We start from the raw sequence: 21,605 nt of genomic DNA, 5'->3' as shown, positions 1-21,605 counted from the left end.
ATCCAGCTGAGCTACAGAGACATTCCGATTATAACCCCCGGTACGCTGCCGAAGGATCTTTCTCTGCCCGGTCGTCTAGTCCGCGAAATTCACATAGCCCTGAAGCCATACGGTTCCCTTGAACCGCCGGCCCACTGCCGGCTCACCGAGCAGATCGTCTGCATTGATCCCGATCTGAAAAACCAAATCACTGCACTCTACCATTAAAACATAAATTTCCTCGTTTGTCCACCCATTTGTCACCTTTTCTACCTCCTGGATCTCGCCCAGGACAGAATACTGGTCACATTCCACGCCAAAGGGCATGAAGCTGGAATCCACGATGGAATAGATATCCTCATTGCGGACACGTCCGGTCACGGAATTATAAATATCCATGTCCTCGATGGCAAGAGAATCCATGGCTTTCGCATCGCCGCGCCTTGCGGCCTCCAGGAGATCGGCCCGTGCCAGAGAGGCCACCTTGATCCGCTCCCGCTGCTTTTCCGTCTTGTAAACCGGAAGCAGAATCCGCCCGTAGGTGGAAAGCCCCGATAGCATAACCGAGGTGATCCGCGTACTCTTTGCAGGATCGGACAGCCGCCGCAGATACTCCGCGCTGTTCTGGAGATAAAAGATCAGGGAGACTCCCACCTTGTACTCCTCACAGATCCCGGCATAGGATTCCTTCTCCGCATGACGCTGGATCTGACACGGAGCCGTGGTGGAAATGCAGACACTGCGCAGAAACGGGAAATAATACTCCCGCTCCAGCTGGTCTGCTTCATTATATTCGCCGCAGACGGAAAGACCGATCTGTCTCCCCGCCTCGGTATAGATCTGAGCTCTTGTCACACCGTCTTCCATCTGAACGATCCGCGTCTCCATCACGCTCCGTTCCGCCTGATCAAGAAGCCTCTCGATCTGTGATTTTCGTTTGTACTCGCTAAACCCCACTGCCCGCAGGAATTTGTGCATAGGAACTCCTTTTTAATGCTTGGGAACCAGCTTGTCCTTGCCGCCCATGTAAGGACGAAGAACTTCCGGAATCTTTACGCTTCCGTCCTCGCACAGATTGTTCTCCAGGAACGCAATCAGCATACGGGGCGGAGCCACAACAGTATTGTTCAGAGTGTGGGCAAAGTACTTGCTGCCGTCTGCCGCCTTTACGCGGATACCAAGACGTCTTGCCTGTGCATCGCCTAAGTTGGAGCAGCTTCCAACCTCAAAGTATTTCTTCTGTCTCGGAGACCATGCCTCCACATCAAAGGACTTCACCTTTAGATCCGCCAGGTCACCGGAGCAGCACTCCAGAGTTCTCACAGGAATGTCCATGGAACGGAACAGATCCACGGTGTTCTGCCACAGCTTATCAAACCACATGGGGCTCTCCTCCGGCCTGCAGACAACGATCATCTCCTGCTTTTCAAACTGATGGATGCGGTAAACGCCTCTTTCCTCAATGCCGTGAGCGCCCTTTTCCTTCCGGAAGCAGGGAGAATAGCTGGTCAGTGTATAAGGAAGCTTCTCCTCCGGATTCAGGGTATCGATGAACTTTCCGATCATGGAATGCTCACTGGTTCCGATCAGATACAGATCCTCGCCCTCAATCTTGTACATCATGGCGTCCATCTCATCAAAGCTCATAACGCCGGTCACCACATTGCTGCGGATCATGAACGGCGGCACGCAGTAGGTAAAGCCGCGGTCGATCATGAAATCTCTTGCGTAAGCCAGTACTGCAGAATGAAGTCTGGCAATGTCGCCCATCAGATAATAGAAGCCGTTTCCGGCAACACGGCCTGCTGCATCCATATCCACGCCGTCAAACCGCTCCATGATCTCCGTATGGTAAGGAATCTCAAAATCGGGAACCACCGGCTCACCGTACTTGGTTACTTCCACGTTCTGGCTGTCGTCCTTTCCGATCGGAACGGACGGATCGATGATATTGGGAATGGTCATCATGTCCTTCTTGATGGCGGCTTCCACATCACGTTCCTTTGCAGTAAGCTCATCGACGCGGGCTGCATTGGCATTAACCTGTGCCTTAACCTCCTCAGCCTCGTCCTTCTTACCCTGCTTCATCAGTCCGCCGATCTGCTTGGAAAGCTTATTTCTCTCAGCGCGGAGCGCTTCCACTTCCTGCTTGATCTCACGATTTTCCTTATCCAGTGCAATCACCTCATCTACCAGCGGCAGCTTATGATCCTGGAATTTCTTTTTAATGTTTTCCTTTACTACATCAGGGTTTTCCCTTAAAAACTTAATATCAATCATGCTCTTCCTCCTAAAAAAATAACCCTTCATTCCCCGAAACAGGGACGAAAGGTTTCCGCGTTGCCACCCAGATTGCCGTTTTACCGGCCGCTCATCGGTGGGATACAGGCCACCAGCCCTCCGGCTCTTCGCCGGACGCTCTGAAAGTGGATAGGCCTGCTTATCCCCTCCGGTTTCCACCAGCCACCGGTTCTCTGTTCGGGCGTCACACGCTTTAGCTTTCTTCCTTGCGTTTTAATTGCCATATTGGGTTCATTATATATCAGGTCGTTTTATTTTTCAAGCCTTGGATCCGTTCTTTTCAGGTTCTTTTGAACTCTGCGCGATTATTTTTGCAAACCATATTGACAATCCAGAAAAATAAGTTTATAGTTTTTTTATAAATTGATGACGGTTCTGTACATCGCAAGGGTGCGATATCGCGCTCTTACTATGTCCAGAGCCGTCATCTTATTTTTATTCAGAACCAGAACTGCCTGATTCCGAATAAAGATAACTACCAAAAAGGAGGAGTCTCTATGAAAAAGAAAAAGAAAATCAGTCTTGCCATCAAGATCCTGATCGGCATGATCCTCGGTCTCATCTGCGGTTTTATCTTTAAAGCCCAGCATCAGTACTGGACCTACGTAACCGATACGGTCGGAACGGTATTTATCCGTCTCTTAAAGATGACGATCCTTCCGCTGATCCTGTGTTCCATCATCGGCGGTATCGCAAGCCTTTCCAACTTAAAGCAGTTAAAGAAGATCGGTATCCGATTCATCATCTACTGGCTGCTTGCTTCCTTCCTGGCAGCAGTTGCCGGACTTGTATGGTCCTACATCATCCAGCCCGGTGTCGGTGTAAACTTAACCGAAGCCGCAGAAAGCTACAGCACTGAAGGCGTAAACCTTCTGGATACCCTCATTAATTACATTCCCGATAACGTATTCAACTCCTTATCCGAGTTCTCCATCATTCAGGTTATCGTCTTCGCCGTATTCGCCGGAATCGGAATTTCCACGCTTCCCGAAGGCAGCAAGGCAAAGAGCTTCCTTTCCAATCTGTTTGATGCAGGAAATGATTTAATGATCCGTATTGTGGAAATGATCATGAAGATGGCTCCTGTCGGCGTGTTCTGTCTGATGGCAGAGGTTTCCGGTACGCTCGGAGCTGAGGTTCTCGGCGCACTGGGCAAGATGCTCTTAACCCAGTACATCGCCTATGCAACCCTGATCCTGATCGTATTCCCGCTGATCCTGATGACCATCGCAAAGGTCAACCCGATCAAGCATTACAAGAACGTATTCCCGGCTATGATCCTGGCGTTCTCTTCCTGTTCCTCTTCCGCAACCCTGCCCCTTACCATGAAATGTGCCAAGGAGCGCTGCGGTGTTCCCGAGGATACGGTTGGTCTGATCGCACCGCCCGCCGCAACTATCAACATGCAGGCCTGCTGTGCAGAAATGGCAATTTACGCTGTATTCGCTGCCCAGTTATTTGGCCGCAGCTACAACATCGGTGAGCTGGCACTGATCATTCTCTTAGGTGTCATCATGGCAGCCGGCGTTGCCGGAGTTCCCGGAGGCGGTATCATGATGAGCGCCATCATGATGCAGACCATGGGTCTGCCCCTTACCATCGTTCCCTGGGTTGCAGGCATCTACCGTCTGATCGATATGCCTAATACCATGTTAAATGTAACCGGCGATACCGTTGGTATGGTAACAGTTTCCGCCATGATGGGTGACCTGGACCGTGATAAATTCAATGCGGATCATGGTGCCGAAGAAGAAACGGCAGAAGCATCTTCTACTGAACATTCCGAACAATAGCAGCTTCTGAATATTGATTTCTGGCAGGCAGATCTGTATCCTCACAGGTCTGCCTGTCTCTGACTCTGCATACAATAATGAAATGGAGGTTGAGCATTATGACTATCTGTTTTTCCGATAAGCAAAAGGGCATTTTAGGAATTTCCGGCCATGCAGGCGTTGGCCACGTTCACAGCCATTCCGGCTTTGTGCAGGATGATTCCGCCGGCCTTGCAGTCGCAGCACTGATCCTGAAAAAAGCGCTTCCCGCCGATACACGCATTGATCATGTACAGGTTTCTATCGAAGAGAACCGGATCACCGTCGTTACAAAAGACGGCGGTTCTGCCCAGGCTTCTCCCCGCCGCGGCATCACTCCTTATGAAAAGGAACTTCTGGAGACAAGAGCCCCCGGCCTTGATACCGTATTCACCCAGAACTGTGCGATACGTGTTTTCGGCCGTATGTACGGACAGGGCATCAGCGAAACAGCGGCTTCCTTCCAGGGTGCCTGCGCCCTTGCTCTTCTGGATACCTTCGTAAAGAAAGCACCTGAGAGGTTTCATGTAAGCGGTCCCGCAAAGGACGGTTATCTGGACCGTGCCATCACGACCGTGCTTGATATTGATTCCATTCCCATGGCTCTGATGCTTCTTGTCAACTTCACCGAAGGCGGCATCGGACCTGCCGAGGATTATGAGGGCAATGTTCCGTGGGATTTCAAGGCTCCCGTTATGGACGCCGTCGGTCTCTGTGACATTCCGACCATCATCATCGAAAGCAAGGCCTTTATCCCTGCCTTTGCTCCGGAGCTGACCGAAAACAAGCTGATGCTCCGTGCAGAAAAAGGCACCGATAATATCCCCATGGCAAACGTCCTTCTGGAAACGGCAAAAAGACTGGGAATTCCCTGCTGCCTGAAAACCGACGCCATGCCCCTTTCTCCCGGAAGTCTGGCAAAGGCAACTGCCGCTTATGCAGACCGGATCATCGAGGCTGCTTCCCGGTTAAAGAATGCCGATGACTGTCTGGAAAAGGTGCGGATCACTGCAGAGCTTGCTTCTCTTGTAAGTGAGGATGCCGGCGGCGTGACCTTCATGGGCAATACCGTCAACGATCAGATGCGCGGTGCCGGTATCATTCCCGGTAAGAACGCGATCCTCTCCATGATTGTTACAAAAGAATACAAGGATTATGTGAAGATCCCCATGCTCACCGAGGAAGACGCGGAGGCTTACGTTTCCGTGATCTTAAACGGCATGATACAGTATTCCCATACAAGGTTTTCACATTCTTCCTTAATTTGCTTAATCAATTAGCTGTGTGCTATAATAAGCAGCAGCAAAAAACAGGAGGTACGTTTCCCTTGAAAAAGATTTTACTGCTTTCCACCGGCGGGACCATCGCTTCAACCCCCGGTGAAAACGGACTGACCCCCACCATGACCGGACAGTTCATGGTGGAGCTGATTCCGGAGCTCGAAGGCTTATGCGAGATCCACTGCAAAGAGCTTTTAAGCCTTGACAGCTCCAATATGCAGCCGGAGGACTGGGCTGTAATCGCAAAGGCTGTGTTTGCGGCTGTGGAAGTCTTTGACGGCGTTGTGATCACCCATGGAACAGATACCATGGGCTACACGGCCGCAGCGCTTTCCTTTATGCTCCAGAACCTGAACAAGCCGGTGGTTCTCACCGGCTCTCAGCTTCCCATCGGTGATCCGAATACCGATGGAAAGAGAAACATTCTGGACGCCTTCCGCACAGCGGCAGATGGTCGACTGAAGGGCGTTTACCTTGTCTTTGACCACACCATTATCCGCGGCGTCAATGCAAGAAAGGTCTGCTCCCGGAATTTTCACGCCTTCGAGAGTCTGAACCGCCCTGCTGAGGGTGTTATCAGGAATGGGGAAGTCTGCCTTAGTGCAGCTCCGTCACCGACTCCCAAAAACACACTTTCCTTAAATACAAACTTTGATTCCGACGTCCTTCTGCTCCGTGTTTATCCCGGCATGGACCCGAAGCTTCTGGAATCCGTTCCCGGTCTCGGCTATCGTGCCGTTGTGCTGGAGGCCTTTGGTCTCGGCGGGATCCCCGATGTGCGGAGGAATCTCCTTCCCGCCATCACCGCCCTCATCGAGCAGAAGATCCCCGTCATCGTCACAACCCAGTGTGTTCAGGACGGCTCCGATATGAGCGTTTATGACGTCGGTGTTTTCGCAGAACGGGCCGGTGCCCTCTGCGCTGGAAACATGATCACCGAAGCCATCATGACCAAGCTCATGTGGATCCTCGGCCAGACCGACGACTACGACACGATTCTCTCTATGTTTAAGGAAGAACTCGTTGGAGAATTCAATTTATAACCAACGAAATCATCGGTATCTATATCGGAACAGTGCCAAAAAGTTTTGTTTGACAACTTCCCTGCAAAGTGCTATAATTCTCAACAGGACAATGGAGTCAAATAAGCAGGTAAACCTGCTTTATTTGGCTCCTATTTTTTGTCTGGAGGGAAATAATATGTCATATGTAGATGAGATGATTGAACGAGTTGTTGTGAAAAATCCTGGAGAACCCGAGTTCCACCAGGCGGTACGCGAGGTATTGAATTCCCTGCGTCCCGTAATCGACCGCAATGAAGCTTCTTACCGGAAGGAAGCGCTGCTGGAGCGCCTGATCGAGCCCGAGCGTGCCATTTCTTTCCGTGTTCCCTGGATTGATGATAAGGGACAGGTTCATGTAAACCGCGGATACCGTATCCAGTTTTCCAGTGCCATTGGACCTTACAAGGGCGGTCTTCGTTTCCACCCTTCTGTAAACCAGGGTATCATTAAATTCCTCGGCTTCGAGCAGATCTTTAAAAATGCGCTTACCGGACTGCCTATCGGTGGCGGAAAGGGCGGTTCTGATTTCGATCCCAAGGGAAAATCCGACCGTGAGGTTATGGCATTCTGCCAGAGCTTCATGAACGAGCTGTACCGCCACATCGGTGCAAGCATCGACGTTCCCGCCGGTGATATCGGCGTCGGCGGCCGTGAAGTCGGCTACCTGTACGGCCAGTACAAGAAGCTGACCGGCCTTTACGAAGGCGTTCTGACCGGAAAGGGCCTGACCTTCGGCGGCTCCTTAGTGAGAACCGAAGCAACCGGCTACGGTCTTGTTTATATTACGGAAGAAATGCTCCGTGACCATGACCTGACCATGAGCGGTAAGACCATCGTTGTCTCCGGCTCCGGAAACGTGGCAATCTACGCGGTAGAACGTGCCCAGCAGTTCGGCGCAAAGGTTGTTGCCATGAGCGATTCCAACGGTTACATCTACGATCCCAAGGGAATTCGTCTTGATGCCGTAAAAGAGATCAAGGAAAAGCGCAGAGGAAGAATTAAGGAATATCTCGAATTTGTTCCCACAGCCCAGTACACCGAGGGCCGGGGCGTATGGAGTATCCCCTGCGACATCGCAATGCCCTGTGCAACTCAGAACGAACTGTCACTGGAGGATGCAAAGACACTGAAGGCCAACGGCTGCTTTGCAGTCTGCGAAGGCGCCAACATGCCGACTACCCAGGATGCAACCGATTTCATTCTTGAAAACAAGCTCCTCTTCCTTCCCGGAAAGGCTTCCAATGCCGGCGGCGTAACCACCTCCGCTCTGGAAATGACCCAGAACAGCGAGCGTGTTTACTGGTCCTTTGAAAAAACCGACTCCCGGTTAAAGGAGATTATGGTAAATATTTACCGCCAGATCAACCATGCCGCAAAGGAATACGGCTGCGAGGATAACTTCGTTGCCGGCGCAAACATCGCCGCATTCAAAAAAGTATCCGATGCTATGCATTCCCAGGGAATTGTATAAATTCTCCGGCTGAACCGGATCTCGAAATTACAAATCTCAAGATTATGGTTCCTAATATCAACATCCGTTTTACTAATTGCTTATAATGCCCATAACGGGTATTGTATACACCCCCTATTTATATGTTCAAGCACAGAAGGAGCAGGTTTCGGCCTGTTCTTTTTGTATGAAAACCGATCTATTAGCAGAAGAGGGATCCCAGTTACGGGACCCCTCTTCTTAATGCTTTCTTTATTATTTTTTACTTACTGCGCATCATCCTCATTAAAGGGATCTCCGCACTCCGGACAGAACTTCGGCGGATTGGTCGGATCTTCGGGAACCCAGCCGCACTTGTTGCATTTATATTTGCGTACAGCCGCCGGTCTTGCTTTTCCGCATTCCACACAGAACTTTCCGTTATTGACTGCACCGCAGGAACAGGTCCAGCTTCCGCTGGGAGCTGCGGGCTTCGGATTTCCACACTCCGGACAGAATTTTCCGGTTGCCGTTGTTCCGCAGGAAGCACATACCCAGCTGTCTGCCGCTGCTGTCTGAGGAGCCTGTACGGTCGGCTGTACCTGTGCTGCCGCCTGCTGTGCCTGTGCTGCTGCCTGCTGCTGTCCCATGCCATACAGGCTCTGGGCATTCATGCCGCCAGCCTGACCTGCCATTCCCATACCCATAAATGCCATGGCAGAACCGTTGGGATTGGAGGCTGCGGACTGCATCGCACTTGCCTGAGCACCAACCAGATGAGCGGCTGCTCTTGTGGGATCCATGAAGGCTGCATTTTTCTGCATTTCCTTAATAGTCTTTTCGTCCTCTTCGTTTGCCTTAACTGAGGAGACGCCAAAGGACACGATCTCCATACCGCGGATCTCTTTCCACTGCTCGGAAAGCTCATCATTGAGCGCCGCTGCGATCTCTCTCGTATGTCCGGGAAGAGAAGAATAACGGATTCCCATGTCGCTGATCTTCGCAAAAGCAGGCTGAAGTGCAGTGAGCAGCTCAGTCTTTAACTGGCTGTCTAGTCTCTCTCTCTTATAATCCTCATCCACATTTCCACACACATTCGTATAGAACAGAAGCGGATTTGTAATCTGATAGCTGTATTCACCAAAGCAGCGAATAGAAATATCCATATCCAGTCCTGCACGCTGATCCACTACGCGGAACGGAACGGGAGACGGAGTTCCATACTTATTTCCGATAATTTCCTTTGTATTGAAATAATAGATTCTCTGATCTTTCGGAGCCTCACCGCCGAAGGTAAAACGCTTTCCGATATTTCGGAATACCTTACCGATCCCATCGCCCAGATCGCCGGAGAAAACCGACGGCTCTGTAGACGCATCATATGTATACTCACCAGGTTCTGCACAGACATCAACCACCTTACCCTGCTCCACGATAAGCATACACTGCCCGTCTGCCACGGCAATCAGCGATCCGTTGGTGATAATGTTCTCATCGCCGTGCTTATTGCTGGAACGGCGGCTCGCCTTTTTTCTGCCCTTTACCGCCAGCACATCTGCCGGAAGTGCCTCACAATAAAAGAACTCTTTCCACTGATCGGCTGCTACGCCGCCTGCGGCACCAATTGCTGCTTTGATAAGTCCCATAGTCATGATCTCCTTTTCATTTTTGTATTCGGATCTGTTTCCGGTTTTGTTTCCGTGTCTTCCAGTTTCGTTTCCATGTTTGTTTCCGACTCGAAATCTGTTCTGCGTTTCAGTCCGAAATCCGTTCTTTTTGCGCCCCATATTTCCGGTTTGCAAAAGGCGGCCGAAGCTCCCTCCGACCGCCTTCCTAAGGCTATCATATCATAAAATTCACGTTTGCGCACCTACTATTTCCCATAATATGCTTTCAGATAGATTTCCTTTAACTCACTCATCAGCGGATATCTGGGGTTCGCGCCGGTGCACTGATCATCAAAGGCCTGTTCCACCATCTCATCCAGAGTTGCCAGGAAATCCTTCTCGGAAATTCCATAATCAGCGATGGTCTTCTTAATGCCGATCTTCGCCTTCAGCTCCTCCAGAGCCTGAATGAAGTTCTCGAATACCTCCTGATCGTCTTTTCCGGTGATTCCCGCAAAGCGTGCCGCCTCCACATACCGTTCAAACGCATGAGGATACTGATACTGCGGGAAGGTTCCCATCTTCGCAGGCGCTTCTGCTGCATTATAGCGGATCACATAGGTGAGCACCAGGGCATTGGCAACACCATGGGGCAGATGATGGAACGCACCCAGCTTATGTGCCAGAGAATGGTTCACCCCCAAGAATGCGTTGGCAAAGGCAAGGCCTGCCATACAGGAAGCGTTGGCCATCTTTTCTCTTGCTTCTGCGTCTGCCGCACCGTATTCGTAAGCACGGGGTAGATAGGTAAATACATTCTTAATGGCTTTCAGCGCCAGGCCATCCGTATAATCGGAAGCCATCACAGAAACGTATGCCTCCAGCGCGTGAGTCATGACATCAATACCGGATGCACTGGTCAAGCCCTTCGGCATGTTCATCATGTTGTCTGCATCAACAATGGACATATTGGGCAGGAGCTGGTAATCGGCCAGCGGCCATTTCTTTCCGGTCGCTTCATCGGTGATGATGGCAAACGGCGTTACCTCGGAACCGGTTCCGGCAGAGGTGGGAATTGCCACGAAATACGCCTTCTCCCCCATCTTCGGGAAGGTATACACTCTCTTGCGGATATCCATGAAATCCATCGCCATGTCCATAAAATCCACTTCCGGGTGCTCATACATCACCCACATGATCTTCGCCGCGTCCATGGCGGAACCGCCGCCCAGAGCGATAATGGTATCCGGCTCGAAGCTTCTCATCTGCTCTGCACCGGCCTTGGCACATTTCAGCTTGGGATCAGGCTCCACATCATAGAAACAGCTGTAAACGATTCCCATCTGATCCAGCTTGTCGGTAATGGGCTTTGTATATCCATTCTTATAAAGGAATGTATCCGTTACGATGAAGGCACGTTTCTTATGCATGATGGTGCCCAGTTCATCGAGAGCCACCGGCATGCAGCCGCGTTTAAAATAAACTTTTTCCGGTGTTCTGAGCCACAGCATGTTCTCTCTCCTTTCCGCAACGGTCTTGATGTTGATCAGCTGGCGGATTCCCACATTCTCCGATACAGAATTTCCGCCCCAGGAGCCACAGCCAAGCGTCAGCGACGGAAGCAGGCGGAAGTTATAGAGATCGCCGATACCGCCCTGGGAAGAGGGGGTATTCACAAGGATACGGCAGGTCTTCATGGCTGCCTGATGCTTCTTCATCTTCGCCTTTCCGTCCTCCGTGTTGGGATTTACATACAGTGCGGAGGTATGGCCATAGCCTCCGTCCTTTACAAGCTGTTCTGCTTTGTAAATGGCTTCATCAAACGTCGCTGCCCGATACATGGCAAGAACCGGGGAGAGCTTCTCATGAGCAAACGGCTCCGAAATATCCACGGAATCTACCTCACCAATGATGATCTTTGTATCCGCAGGCACATCAACACCGGCCATTTTTGCGATCACAGGTGCCGGCTGTCCGACAATCTTTGCATTGACCGTTCCTGCCGGGGAAAGAATGATGGCGGCGACCTTTTCCTTTTCTTTCTTATTTAAAACGTAACATTTTCTGCGGGTAAATTCTTTCTTTACCGCCTCATAAATGGAATCCAGAACAATAACTGACTGCTCCGATGCACAGATCATGCCATTATCAAAGGTTTTGGAATGGATCACCGAGTTCACAGCCATCAGAATATCTGCGGAATCATCAATGATCGCCGGCGTATTTCCGGGTCCTACGCCGAGGGCCGGCTTTCCGGAAGAATATGCTGCCGTTACCATGCCGGGGCCGCCGGTGGCCAGGATCGTGTCCGCGGAACGCATCAGTTCATTGGTAAGCTCAATGCTGGGCTCATCGATCCAGGAAATAATTCCCTCCGGTGCTCCGGCCTTTACTGCCGCGTCCAGAACAACCTTTGCCGCCGCAATAGTACATTTTTTTGCCCTGGGATGAGGGGAAATAATAATGGCATTTCTTGTCTTTAAGGAGATTAACGTCTTGAAAATCGCCGTAGAAGTCGGATTTGTGGTCGGGATAACCGCTGCAATCAGGCCGATAGGCTCTGCGATCCGCTTATATCCGAACGCCGGATCATCTTCAATCACGCCGCAGGTTTTTTCATTCTTATACTTATTGTAGATGTACTCAGCCGCGTAATGGTTCTTAATTACCTTATCTTCCACCACGCCCATGCCGGTTTCTTCCGCCGCCAGCTTCGCCAGCGGAATTCTCTGATGATTGGCCGCCATAGCCGCCTCATAAAAGATCCGGTCCACCTGCTCCTGTGTGAACAGTGAGAACTTTCTCTGTGCCTCCCGCATCTCTTCCAGACGTACTTTTAACTGCTCTACGTTCGTGATCCTGCCGTCCTCTGCCTGATGTTCCTTACCCATGTCGCTGTCTCCTTTCCATTTGCTTTTCCGTGCCTCTTTTCTTTTACACCGAAGATTGTATTTTTCCTGTCCCTGATCTGCTTTCTGTGTTTACAAAGTATCACATGGCCGCGTGACTTGTCTATATTTTTCTGTAATCTTTACAACAATTTTATGCTTTTATTGTTATTTTCTGAACAATCGCAGTTGTTTTGATAACTCCTTAACAATCTTTTCTGTATTATAGCGCTGTGTTAATGTTTTGTCAATCTGATTTTGATAAAAAAATAACTATTTGTGTTATTCATTTCAATCATGATCCGTGCTGTTCAAACAAAAAATCTCTCCGGGTTATTCCAGAGAGATTTTATCAGAAACTTTTTATTTTTCTTTAAATACATTTTTAGTTTTCCGGTTTTTCCAGACCCAGCGCGATCCGAACTGCCTTTTCTTCTTCACGTCCCAGAGGTGCATCTGTCTCGCCCTTGATAATTTCCTTTACATATACATAACAGGTATCACGGCTGTGTACGGCATTGAGGATATAGCCGCTTTTATTCTGTGACATCAGTGCCAGCGCAAAACTGGATTTTCCGCCCATTCCCGGAAATGCATCATATTTCACCAGTCCGGTCTTATGGAAGGATTTCACAAGTACTTTGTTGATGACCTTCAGTGCGTCCTTTGTCGCACGATCCTCTGCCTGAAGCATATGGATATCATCGAATGCCTCGGCAAATACATCTTCCAGCGACTCGGCATCTCTGCCGCGCATAAACCGGTCATATTTCTTTGCCAGTCTGGATGTTTTGCCGATCTGAACTACCACAAGGATCGCCAGGATTGCCACCAGCACGATCAGCGCCAGAATAATATATGCCGGATCAAATCCCAGGTTATTTAAGATACTGTTTTCCATAAATAATCGTCTTCCTTCCTGTTTTCTTGTTACATTTTTCCAAATAGATCCATCAGACGTTCCAATTCGTCCATGGAATAATATTCAATCTCAATTTTTCCGCGATTTTCATCTTTTCGGTTAATGCTTACTTTTGTTCCGAGAATTCCCCGGATTTTTTCTTCCAGATTCTTATAAATCAGAGCAGTTGCCTCGTCCGGTACATTCTGCTCCTTCCCGGATTTTTTCGGCTTCAGAAGATCCTTTACCAATTTTTCTGTCTCCCGGACACTGAGCTTATGCTCAATAATCCGCTCAGCAGCTGTAAACTGCAATTCCTGGTCCTCCAACGCCAACAGCGTTCTTGCATGGCCACCGGAGATTTCTCCTTCTACCAGCATCATCTGTACCCGTTTATCCAGCTTTAACAGACGCATGGAATTGGTGATTGCAGAACGGCTTTTCGCTACCCTCTCCGCAATCTCTTCATGCTTCAAATGAAATTCATCGATCAGCCGCTGATATGCCGATGCTTCTTCGATGGGATTCAGATCTTCTCTCTGAATATTCTCGATCAGAGAAATCTCCATAATCTCCTGCGGCGTATAATCCTTTATAATTACCGGGACTTCCTTCAGCTTAGCCAGCTTGGCTGCCCGCCATCTGCGCTCTCCGGCAATAATCTCATAATATTCCTCTTTTTTCTGAACAATCAGGGGCTGCAGCACACCATATTGCTTTATGGAATCTGCCAGCTCCATCAGCGCGTCTTCATCAAACTGCTTTCTCGGCTGATCCCGATTCGGTTCGATCTGGCTGATTTTTAAAAATACCTGAGATTCTTCTGCTTTCAGTTCTTGTTCTTCTGTTTTCGGCGTTTCTGCCTTTTTCGGGGCAGACTTCTGGATTCCCTCCAGCTCCATTCCCATGGGAATCAGAGAATCAAGTCCTTTTCCCAGTCCGCTTTTTCTTGCTCTCGCCATTCTATATCCTCATTTCTTAGTCTTCCTGCTCTCCATTTCTTCCGATTACCTCTTCCGCCAAAAGCCGATAGCTTTCTGCCCCGGCGGATTTTGTATCATACAGCGTAATCGGCATACCATGACTCGGTGCCTCAGCCAGACGCACATTTCTTGGAATAATGGTCTTATATACCGTATTTTTCAGGCTGCTTTTTACATTTTCAACTACCTGAAGCGAAAGATTGGTTCTTGCATCATACATCGTAAAGACAACCCCCTCCAGCTCCAGTACCGGATTTAACCGCTGTTTTACCAGATTGATCGTATGGATCAGCTGAGAAAGCCCCTCCAGTGCATAATATTCACATTGGATCGGTACCAATACCGTATCCGCGGTTGTCATGGCGTTTACCGTCAACATATTCAAAGACGGAGGACAGTCAATGATCACAAAATCATACTGATCCCGAATCTTATCGATTTCCTTTTTCAGAACGAACTCCTTCTGTTCGATTCCGATCATCTCTATCTCCGCACCGGATAAATTAATATTGGAAGGAAGCATATCAAGATTGGGAAGGACCTCTTTTAATAAGCATGCCTCCACAGAATCTTCACCGATCAATAATTCATAAGTAGTATGTTCCTGTTCCGCTTTATTTACTCCAAGGCCACTGGTTGTATTTCCCTGCGGGTCAAGATCAATGGTCAAAACCTTTTTTCCTGCCTCCGCAAGGCAGGCAGAAAGATTGATTGCCGTAGTCGTTTTTCCGACTCCGCCCTTCTGATTGGCTATCGCAATTATTCTTCCCATATCCCAGTTCCCCTCTCTTTTCAAGCAGTTTCATTTTGTTTTGGCTAACGTTTTTATTATAACATCATCTCATTCTCATTGCCATATGAAAATCTTAATTCTTTCAGAAAAATAGTGAAATCAACCTATTTTTTCAACTATGTATAGTATTTTTCTATCTGAAAACATGGAAAAGAAGTGACAAACCGGGTAAAACGTGAGATAATAATACTTAGAAACACGGTAAACATTAGGCACTTATATTTGTTCATCAATTGCTTATCTGTTTTAGCTGCAAATATACCTGCTTCGATTATACTTGTATATTCTGATCTTATGGAATAAGATATCTGATCAGCTTTATAATTTCTGGAATGTTTCACGTGAAACATTCCGGTATTAACCATTTTTTATGTTTCACGTGAAACATTCCGATATTAACTATTTTTTATGTTTCACGTGAAACATCAGACTTTTATTTATAATGAGGTGATTTCTATGAGTAAAAAAAGTAAATTCTCCAAAGCATTGCTTTTCGGCACCTGTACTGCCGGAGTAATCACAATCATAAATAAACTAATCTCCATAAATGCTTCAAAGAGTCTGTTTCCCACCGATGAATCGCTGAAGGAAACATATTCCTGGCGCTTTGGAGATATCAGCTACATAAAGAGCGGCCATGGAAAGCCTTTATTGCTGATTCATGACCTAAAAACGGCTTCCTCCTCTTATGAATGGCACAAAATCATAAAAGCACTGGCAAAGAATCATACCGTTTATGCTCTGGATCTTCTTGGATGTGGAAATTCTGAAAAGCCAAATCTAACATACACAAATTTTCTTTATGTACAGCTTCTCACTGACTTTATCAAAAATGTGATCGGGCGTCGAACTGATGTTGCTGCTTCCGGTGCATCCTGCTCTTTTGTGATTACCGCCTGCAATAATAATGAAAGCCTGTTTGATAAATTGATTCTGATAAATCCGGATTCTGTACTGCGCTGCAGCCAGACACCAAATCATTATGTCAAGCTTTATAAGTTTTTCCTGGATCTTCCGGTTATTGGTACACTGATCTATAATATTGCCAACAGCCGCCGCAGTATCACCGAAAAATTTTTAACGGAAAACTACGCCAATCCATGCCGCATTGATCCGGAAACGATCAAGGTATATCATGAAATGGCTCACCGAAATGATCCGTATGGAAAAGCATTATATGCAAGTATTAAGAGTAATTACACCAATTTGCCGATCACAAATGCCCTAAAGAATATTGATCAAAGCATTTATCTGATCTGTGGCGAATATGAACCACAGCATGAAGAACTTTTAAGGGAATATACAGCAATCAATCCAGCAGCGGAAGGGGTTGTATTAAAAGAGACCGCTCATCTTCCACAGTTAGAAGATTCCAAGGCTGCTGCTGAGCTGATAGAAGATTTTCTGAATGAACGATAGGATTCAAACTAATATAAAAAACTAGTATGAGAAGCTAGTATGAGAAACTAGTATGAGAAACTGGTATGAGATAGAATTTTCGATTCCTTTTTTAACTCTTTATAAAGATAAAGCAGCTATTTCCGAAATTACATAGATTTATCGGAATAGCTGCTTTTGCATTTTTTCTTTTGCAATTCTTTTTCTTTTTTATTAAAATAGTCCGTTTTATCGTACTATTAAGCAATCTGTACTATTAAGCTAAGCAATCTGCAAATGAAGATTCACTATTTGCAAAATTTAAAACAGTCCGTTTTATTGTACCTTTTATTGCATCATGTTTTCAACGGATCATTCCATATCATACTACAGCGGCTGCTTGGACGGTACTCCGGCTTTTCTCGGGTATTTTTTCTGCAGTTTTTCTTTCTTTTCGATCCATACCAGACTCCGTCCGGCCTCATCCAGCGAAAACCGCTCTACCTTCTTTGTCTTGCAGCCCAGAATCTTAATGGCAGGCTTGGCGATTTCCAATTCCTCATCTACGTTTCCGGATTTATAAGATAAGAAAGCACCACCGACCTTTACAAAGGGCGTGCAATATTCAGAAAGCGTAGAAAGATTCGCAACTGCGCGTGACACACAGACCTCAAATTGCTCCCGGTATTCCGGGTCACGCCCGAAATCCTCCGCCCGTCCATGAATGAGTTTCATATCTGTGAGGGATAAGTTATCCACAACAGTCTGTAAAAATTTCACTCTTTTCCCCAAAGAATCCAATAAAGTCATCGAAAGATGGGGATAAAGGATTTTTAAAGGAATTCCCGGAAAACCCGCGCCGGTTCCCACATCAATTACAGTCTGTACCTGGTCAAAGGGGAAATAGCGGGAGGAAAGTGCGCTGTCCACAAAATGTTTATCCACAACCTCCTCAAACTCCGTGATGGCAGTCAGGTTCATAATCTTGTTGGTTTCCAGAAGCATCTCATAATACGTCTGAAACTGCTCTGCCTGTTCCTGCGACAGTTCCATTCCCCAAGCCTGAAACTGTTCCTTTATATATCCGCATTGATCCATATGTCACCTGCTTTCTGCGATTCTGATTCCTAATCACTTCTTTAAATACACCAGCAGTACCGAAATATCTGCCGGTGAAACGCCGGAAATTCTGGAGGCCTGTCCCACATTGACCGGCTTTGCCTCCTGGAGCTTCTGCATGGCTTCCTTCCTGAGTCCCTTGATCTGAGTATAATCCAGCTCCGTAGAAAGCCGTTTACCCTCCAGCTTTTTAAACTGGCGTACCTGGCTCTCCTGCCGTCTGATGTAACCCTCATATTTTAAATTGATATTGACCTGCTCTGCCACGGACTCGGAAAGCTCCGGACGATCCGGATCGATCTCTTCCACTGCTTCATAAGAAAGCTCCGGACGCTTGATCAGCTCTGCCAGCGTGATCCCGTTCTTTAACAAGGTACTTTCATGAGCCTCCAGGAACTTCTGAACCTTCTCATTTCCACCCACACTTGTGTGCGTCAAACGCTCTACTTCCCGGTCAATAGCTTCTTTCTTTGCCACAACACCGGCATACCGTTCGTCATCAATAAGACCGATTTCATGACCGATCCCGGAAAGCCGCAGATCGGCATTGTCCTGACGTAAAAGCAGGCGGTATTCCGCTCTGGAGGTCATCATGCGGTACGGCTCATGGCTTTCCTTTGTCACAAGATCGTCGATCAGAACGCCAATATAGGCCTGAGAGCGGTCCAAAACCACACCGGAAAGCCCTTTTGCCTTTCTGGCTGCGTTGATTCCGGCCATCAGCCCCTGTGCCGCCGCTTCCTCATAACCGGAACTTCCGTTGAACTGACCGCCGCTGAACAGACCGGAAATTTTCCGGAATTCCAGGGTCGGATAAAGCTGTCTCGCATCAATACAGTCATATTCAATGGCATAGGCATTCCGCACGATTTTCACATGCTCCAGCCCCGGAACGGTGCGGTACATGGCATACTGGACATCCTCCGGAAGGGAACTGGACATACCGCCCAGATACATCTCATTGGTATATTCCCCCTCCGGCTCAATAAATACCTGATGACGATTTTTGTCGGCAAACTTCACGACCTTATCTTCAATAGACGGGCAGTACCGGGGGCCGGTGCCCTCAATAAAACCGGAAAACAGGGGCGAGCGATCCAGATTTTCACGGATAATTTTATGAGTCTCTTCATTGGTATAGGTCAGCCAGCAGGAAACCTGCTCCCTCTGAACCGATTCCGGATCAGTCGTAAAGGAGAACGGCACCACCCGCCTGTCACCGAACTGCTCCTCCATCTTGGAAAAATCAATGCTCCGCCTGTCGGCCCGCGCCGGTGTTCCCGTCTTAAAGCGGTACATCTTTACACCGTTTTCCTTCAGGGAATCCGTCAAATGAGTGGCTGCCTGAAGCCCGTTGGGGCCGGTAGGATTACTTACATCTCCGAAAATACAGCGTGCCCGCAGGTAAACGCCGGTGGCCAGGACGGCCGCTTTGCAGAAATATTCCGCGCCTGACACGGTACGGACACCCTTTAATACTCCGTCCTCAACAATAAGCTCTGCCACTTCCGCCTGGCGGATTGTTAAATGGTCGGTGTTTTCCAGGGTATTTCTCATCTGTCTCGTATAGTTCTGCTTGTCCGCCTGCGCCCGAAGGGAATGAACCGCCGGTCCTTTTGACTGATTTAACATCTTCGACTGGATAAAGGTCTTGTCGATGTTTTTCCCCATCTCACCGCCCAGAGCGTCCAGCTCCCTCACCAGATGACCCTTGGAACTGCCGCCGATATTGGGATTACAGGGCATCAGGGCAATGCTGTCCACACTGACAGTGAACATGATTGTCTCCAGCCCCAGCCTTGCACTTGCCAGCGCAGCCTCACAGCCGGCGTGTCCGGCGCCAACTATCACCACATCATACGTCTCTCTCAGAACCTTTCTGTTCTGTTCCATGTCTCTGCCTCCGATCATTTTCCCATACAGAACTTACTGAAGATCTCGTTTACAAGATCCTCCTCCACCGACTCGCCGATCACCGATCCCAGCGCCTCATAGGCATCCATGAGATCAATAGAATAGAAGTCCTCCGGCATCCTGTTATCAATGCTCTCCCTGACCTTTTCCAGACTTTCCTCCGCCCGCCGAAGCGCGTCCTTCTGTCTTGCGCTGTTTAAATAAATCTCATCATGGAACTGAACCTCGCCAGAGAAAAACATCTTTGAAATTGCCTCAGAAAGATCCGAAAGTCCGGTCCGCTCCTTTGCCGAGAACAGGATCACCTGCTTTCCCGTCCGATCCCATAAGTCTTCTGCCGTGATCTTCTGCTCCAGATCTGATTTATTTAACAGCACAATTGCCTGTTTTTCCCGGATCATCGAAATAATTGCCTCATCTTCTGCGGAAAGGGGCTCCGAAGAATCCACCACATAAAGGATCAGATCTGCATCTTTTGCATGTTCCATAGCACGATCCACCCCGATCTTTTCCACCAGATCCTCGGTTTTTCGGATTCCCGCCGTGTCCATCAGATTCAGGCTGATCCCGTTAAAGTTCAGATGCTCCTCCAGCGTATCTCTGGTAGTTCCCGCCACATCAGTTACGATGGCCCGTTCTTCACCGAGAAGAAGATTCAGGACTGAAGATTTCCCGGCATTGGGCCGTCCCAGGATCACTGTCTTAATACCCTCAGAGATCAATCGCCCGTTGTCAGCAGAACGAAGAAGCTCCGCCACCTCTTCCTTCAGTTCTCTTACCGTACCGGCCAGACGATCACTGTATCCGTCCAGCGATATATGCTCCGGATCGTCCAGAGCCGACTCGATGAAGGCTATTTCGTAAATCAGCTTCTTCCGAAGCTCCTTGATCTTCTCTGATAACGCGCCGCCAATCTGCTTTAAGGAGCTTTTCATGGCATATTCATTCTTGGATTCGATCAGCTCCATGACTGCCTCCGCCTGAGACAGATCGATCCTGCCGTTTAAAAAAGCACGCTTGGTGAATTCGCCGGCCTCCGCCGGTCTTGCCCCATGCTTTAACACGGTCTCCAGTACCCGCTTTACCACATATACCCCTCCATGGCAGTCGATCTCCACCGTATCCTCTGCCGTATAGCTGTGGGGGTGTCTCATGTAAATTACAATCACCTCATCGATCATGGTTTCACCATCATAAATGTGACCGTAGGTAACCGTATGACTCGGAAGCTCCATGACATTCAATTCTCTTTTCGCCGGATAAAAGATCCTGGAAAGCACTGCCAGCGCTTCCTCCCCGCTGATGCGGACGATCCCGATCCCGGAGCTTGATACGGCTGTTGCAATGGCCGCGATTGTACCGCTCTGTTCCTGCATAATTTCCTCCAAAAAAGGGGCTTACACATCTTGTGCAGCCCCTTTTTCAATCTCGTTATTACTGTTCGCTTCGATGATACTCCCTGCGTTCTCTGTAAGGTCTTGAGGGGCGGTCATAGCGGTTGTTGTCGTAACGGCCTCTGCTTTCCTTTTTCAGAGAAACGATCACATGACGGTACGGCTCATCGCCCTCACTTCTCGTCACCACATACTTGTCATTCTGAAGTGCGGAATGAATGATCCGTCTCTCATACGGATTCATCGGCTCCAGAGAAACCGGTCTCTTTGTCCGCTTTACCTTGGAAGCGATATTTCTAGCCAGGCTTTCCAGCGTTGCTTTTCTTCTTTCACGGTAGTTTTCCGTGTCAAGCTTTACGCGGAGATATTCCTCGCTCTCTTTGTTGATAATCAGGCTTACCAGATACTGTAAGGAATCCAGGGTCTGTCCTCTCTTTCCGATCAGAACTCCCATGTCCGCTCCGGCAAGGTCAATGTTCAGGCACTTCTCTTCTTCGTCCATGGAAGAGGTCATGGTCACCTCCATATTCATGGCCGCAAATACATCCTTTAAAAACTCCTCCGCCATATCTGTTACTGTCAGTACTTTTCTTGCCTTGATAATGGCCGGTTTACTGTTAAAAATACCAAGAATTCCTGTGCTGCCTTTTTCTACTACAACATATTCCATCTTGTCGCTGGTGGTTTCCAACTGGATCAGTGCCTTTGTAACGGCATCTTCAACAGTTTTGGCTGATACTTCGATATAATCGCCCATGACAGTAA

At 48.4% G+C, this 21,605-nt stretch carries 16 protein-coding genes; 5 read left to right on the top strand and 11 right to left on the bottom strand.

Annotation, left to right across the window (positions count from 1 at the left end):
• Positions 1–75: 75 nt before the first annotated feature.
• Together ACTQ3K_RS10850 and serS are read right to left on the bottom strand one after the other, a co-directional pair.
• A complete protein-coding gene (locus tag ACTQ3K_RS10850) occupies positions 76–957 on the bottom strand; it encodes a DUF3881 family protein (RefSeq protein WP_441567888.1) in 882 nt (293 codons plus the stop codon).
• 12 nt (positions 958–969) lie between these two features.
• Entirely contained in the window at positions 970–2,259 is a 1,290-nt protein-coding gene (gene serS / locus ACTQ3K_RS10845; protein ID WP_441567887.1) for a serine--tRNA ligase, read from the bottom strand.
• Between the two features lie 518 nt (positions 2,260–2,777).
• Between serS and ACTQ3K_RS10840 the strand changes: the two genes are divergently transcribed.
• From ACTQ3K_RS10840 to gdhA, 4 genes are all read left to right on the top strand, one after another.
• A complete protein-coding gene (locus ACTQ3K_RS10840) occupies positions 2,778–4,073 on the top strand; it encodes a dicarboxylate/amino acid:cation symporter (RefSeq protein ID WP_441567886.1) in 1,296 nt (431 codons plus the stop codon).
• Positions 4,074–4,171: 98 nt separating this feature from the next.
• Positions 4,172–5,371, top strand: a complete 1,200-nt coding sequence (locus tag ACTQ3K_RS10835) for a hypothetical protein (protein ID WP_441567885.1) — start codon at positions 4,172–4,174, stop codon at positions 5,369–5,371.
• A 47-nt stretch (positions 5,372–5,418) separates the two neighbouring features.
• Positions 5,419–6,414 carry an asparaginase gene (locus tag ACTQ3K_RS10830; protein WP_441567884.1) on the top strand — a complete coding sequence of 332 codons (996 nt, stop codon included), beginning with the start codon at positions 5,419–5,421 and terminating at the stop codon, positions 6,412–6,414.
• Positions 6,415–6,571: 157 nt separating this feature from the next.
• Positions 6,572–7,906, top strand: coding sequence for an NADP-specific glutamate dehydrogenase (gene gdhA / locus ACTQ3K_RS10825; RefSeq protein WP_441567883.1), 1,335 nt, complete (start codon positions 6,572–6,574; stop codon positions 7,904–7,906).
• A gap of 245 nt (positions 7,907–8,151) precedes the next feature.
• Here the strand turns inward: gdhA and ACTQ3K_RS10820 are convergent, their stop codons facing one another.
• The 5 genes from ACTQ3K_RS10820 to ACTQ3K_RS10800 form a co-directional block, all read right to left on the bottom strand.
• Complete coding sequence (locus ACTQ3K_RS10820) at positions 8,152–9,510, bottom strand: SPFH domain-containing protein (RefSeq protein ID WP_441567882.1); 1,359 nt, start codon at positions 9,508–9,510, stop codon at positions 8,152–8,154.
• A 227-nt stretch (positions 9,511–9,737) separates the two neighbouring features.
• Positions 9,738–12,362: a bifunctional acetaldehyde-CoA/alcohol dehydrogenase gene (gene adhE / locus ACTQ3K_RS10815; RefSeq protein WP_441567881.1), complete on the bottom strand. Its 2,625-nt coding sequence runs from the start codon at positions 12,360–12,362 to the stop codon at positions 9,738–9,740.
• A 382-nt stretch (positions 12,363–12,744) separates the two neighbouring features.
• Positions 12,745–13,260 carry a DUF4446 family protein gene (locus tag ACTQ3K_RS10810; RefSeq protein WP_441567880.1) on the bottom strand — a complete coding sequence of 172 codons (516 nt, stop codon included), beginning with the start codon at positions 13,258–13,260 and terminating at the stop codon, positions 12,745–12,747.
• A gap of 29 nt (positions 13,261–13,289) precedes the next feature.
• Positions 13,290–14,222 carry a ParB/RepB/Spo0J family partition protein gene (locus ACTQ3K_RS10805; protein ID WP_441567879.1) on the bottom strand — a complete coding sequence of 311 codons (933 nt, stop codon included), beginning with the start codon at positions 14,220–14,222 and terminating at the stop codon, positions 13,290–13,292.
• A 16-nt stretch (positions 14,223–14,238) separates the two neighbouring features.
• Positions 14,239–15,015 carry a ParA family protein gene (locus ACTQ3K_RS10800; protein WP_441567878.1) on the bottom strand — a complete coding sequence of 259 codons (777 nt, stop codon included), beginning with the start codon at positions 15,013–15,015 and terminating at the stop codon, positions 14,239–14,241.
• A 477-nt stretch (positions 15,016–15,492) separates the two neighbouring features.
• Between ACTQ3K_RS10800 and ACTQ3K_RS10795 the strand changes: the two genes are divergently transcribed.
• Entirely contained in the window at positions 15,493–16,455 is a 963-nt protein-coding gene (locus ACTQ3K_RS10795) for an alpha/beta fold hydrolase (protein ID WP_441567877.1), read from the top strand.
• Between the two features lie 345 nt (positions 16,456–16,800).
• Here the strand turns inward: ACTQ3K_RS10795 and rsmG are convergent, their stop codons facing one another.
• Genes rsmG through jag form a run of 4 tightly spaced genes read right to left on the bottom strand, consistent with a single transcriptional unit; the run spans position 16,801 to position 21,597 of the window.
• A complete protein-coding gene (gene rsmG / locus ACTQ3K_RS10790) occupies positions 16,801–17,511 on the bottom strand; it encodes a 16S rRNA (guanine(527)-N(7))-methyltransferase RsmG (RefSeq protein ID WP_441567876.1) in 711 nt (236 codons plus the stop codon).
• A gap of 33 nt (positions 17,512–17,544) precedes the next feature.
• Positions 17,545–19,425, bottom strand: a complete 1,881-nt coding sequence (gene mnmG, locus ACTQ3K_RS10785; protein ID WP_441567875.1) for a tRNA uridine-5-carboxymethylaminomethyl(34) synthesis enzyme MnmG — start codon at positions 19,423–19,425, stop codon at positions 17,545–17,547.
• A 14-nt stretch (positions 19,426–19,439) separates the two neighbouring features.
• A complete protein-coding gene (gene mnmE, locus ACTQ3K_RS10780; protein WP_441567874.1) occupies positions 19,440–20,822 on the bottom strand; it encodes a tRNA uridine-5-carboxymethylaminomethyl(34) synthesis GTPase MnmE in 1,383 nt (460 codons plus the stop codon).
• A 58-nt stretch (positions 20,823–20,880) separates the two neighbouring features.
• Complete coding sequence (jag, locus tag ACTQ3K_RS10775) at positions 20,881–21,597, bottom strand: RNA-binding cell elongation regulator Jag/EloR (RefSeq protein WP_441567873.1); 717 nt, start codon at positions 21,595–21,597, stop codon at positions 20,881–20,883.
• Positions 21,598–21,605: the final 8 nt, after the last annotated feature.

The sequence above is a fragment of the Candidatus Paralachnospira sp. LCP21S3_A2 genome (genome assembly GCF_052118925.1).
GTDB lineage: Bacteria > Bacillota > Clostridia > Lachnospirales > Lachnospiraceae > Lientehia.
The sequence above is the reverse complement of the archived record's forward strand: the minus strand, read 5'-3'. Positions and strand labels throughout refer to the sequence as shown.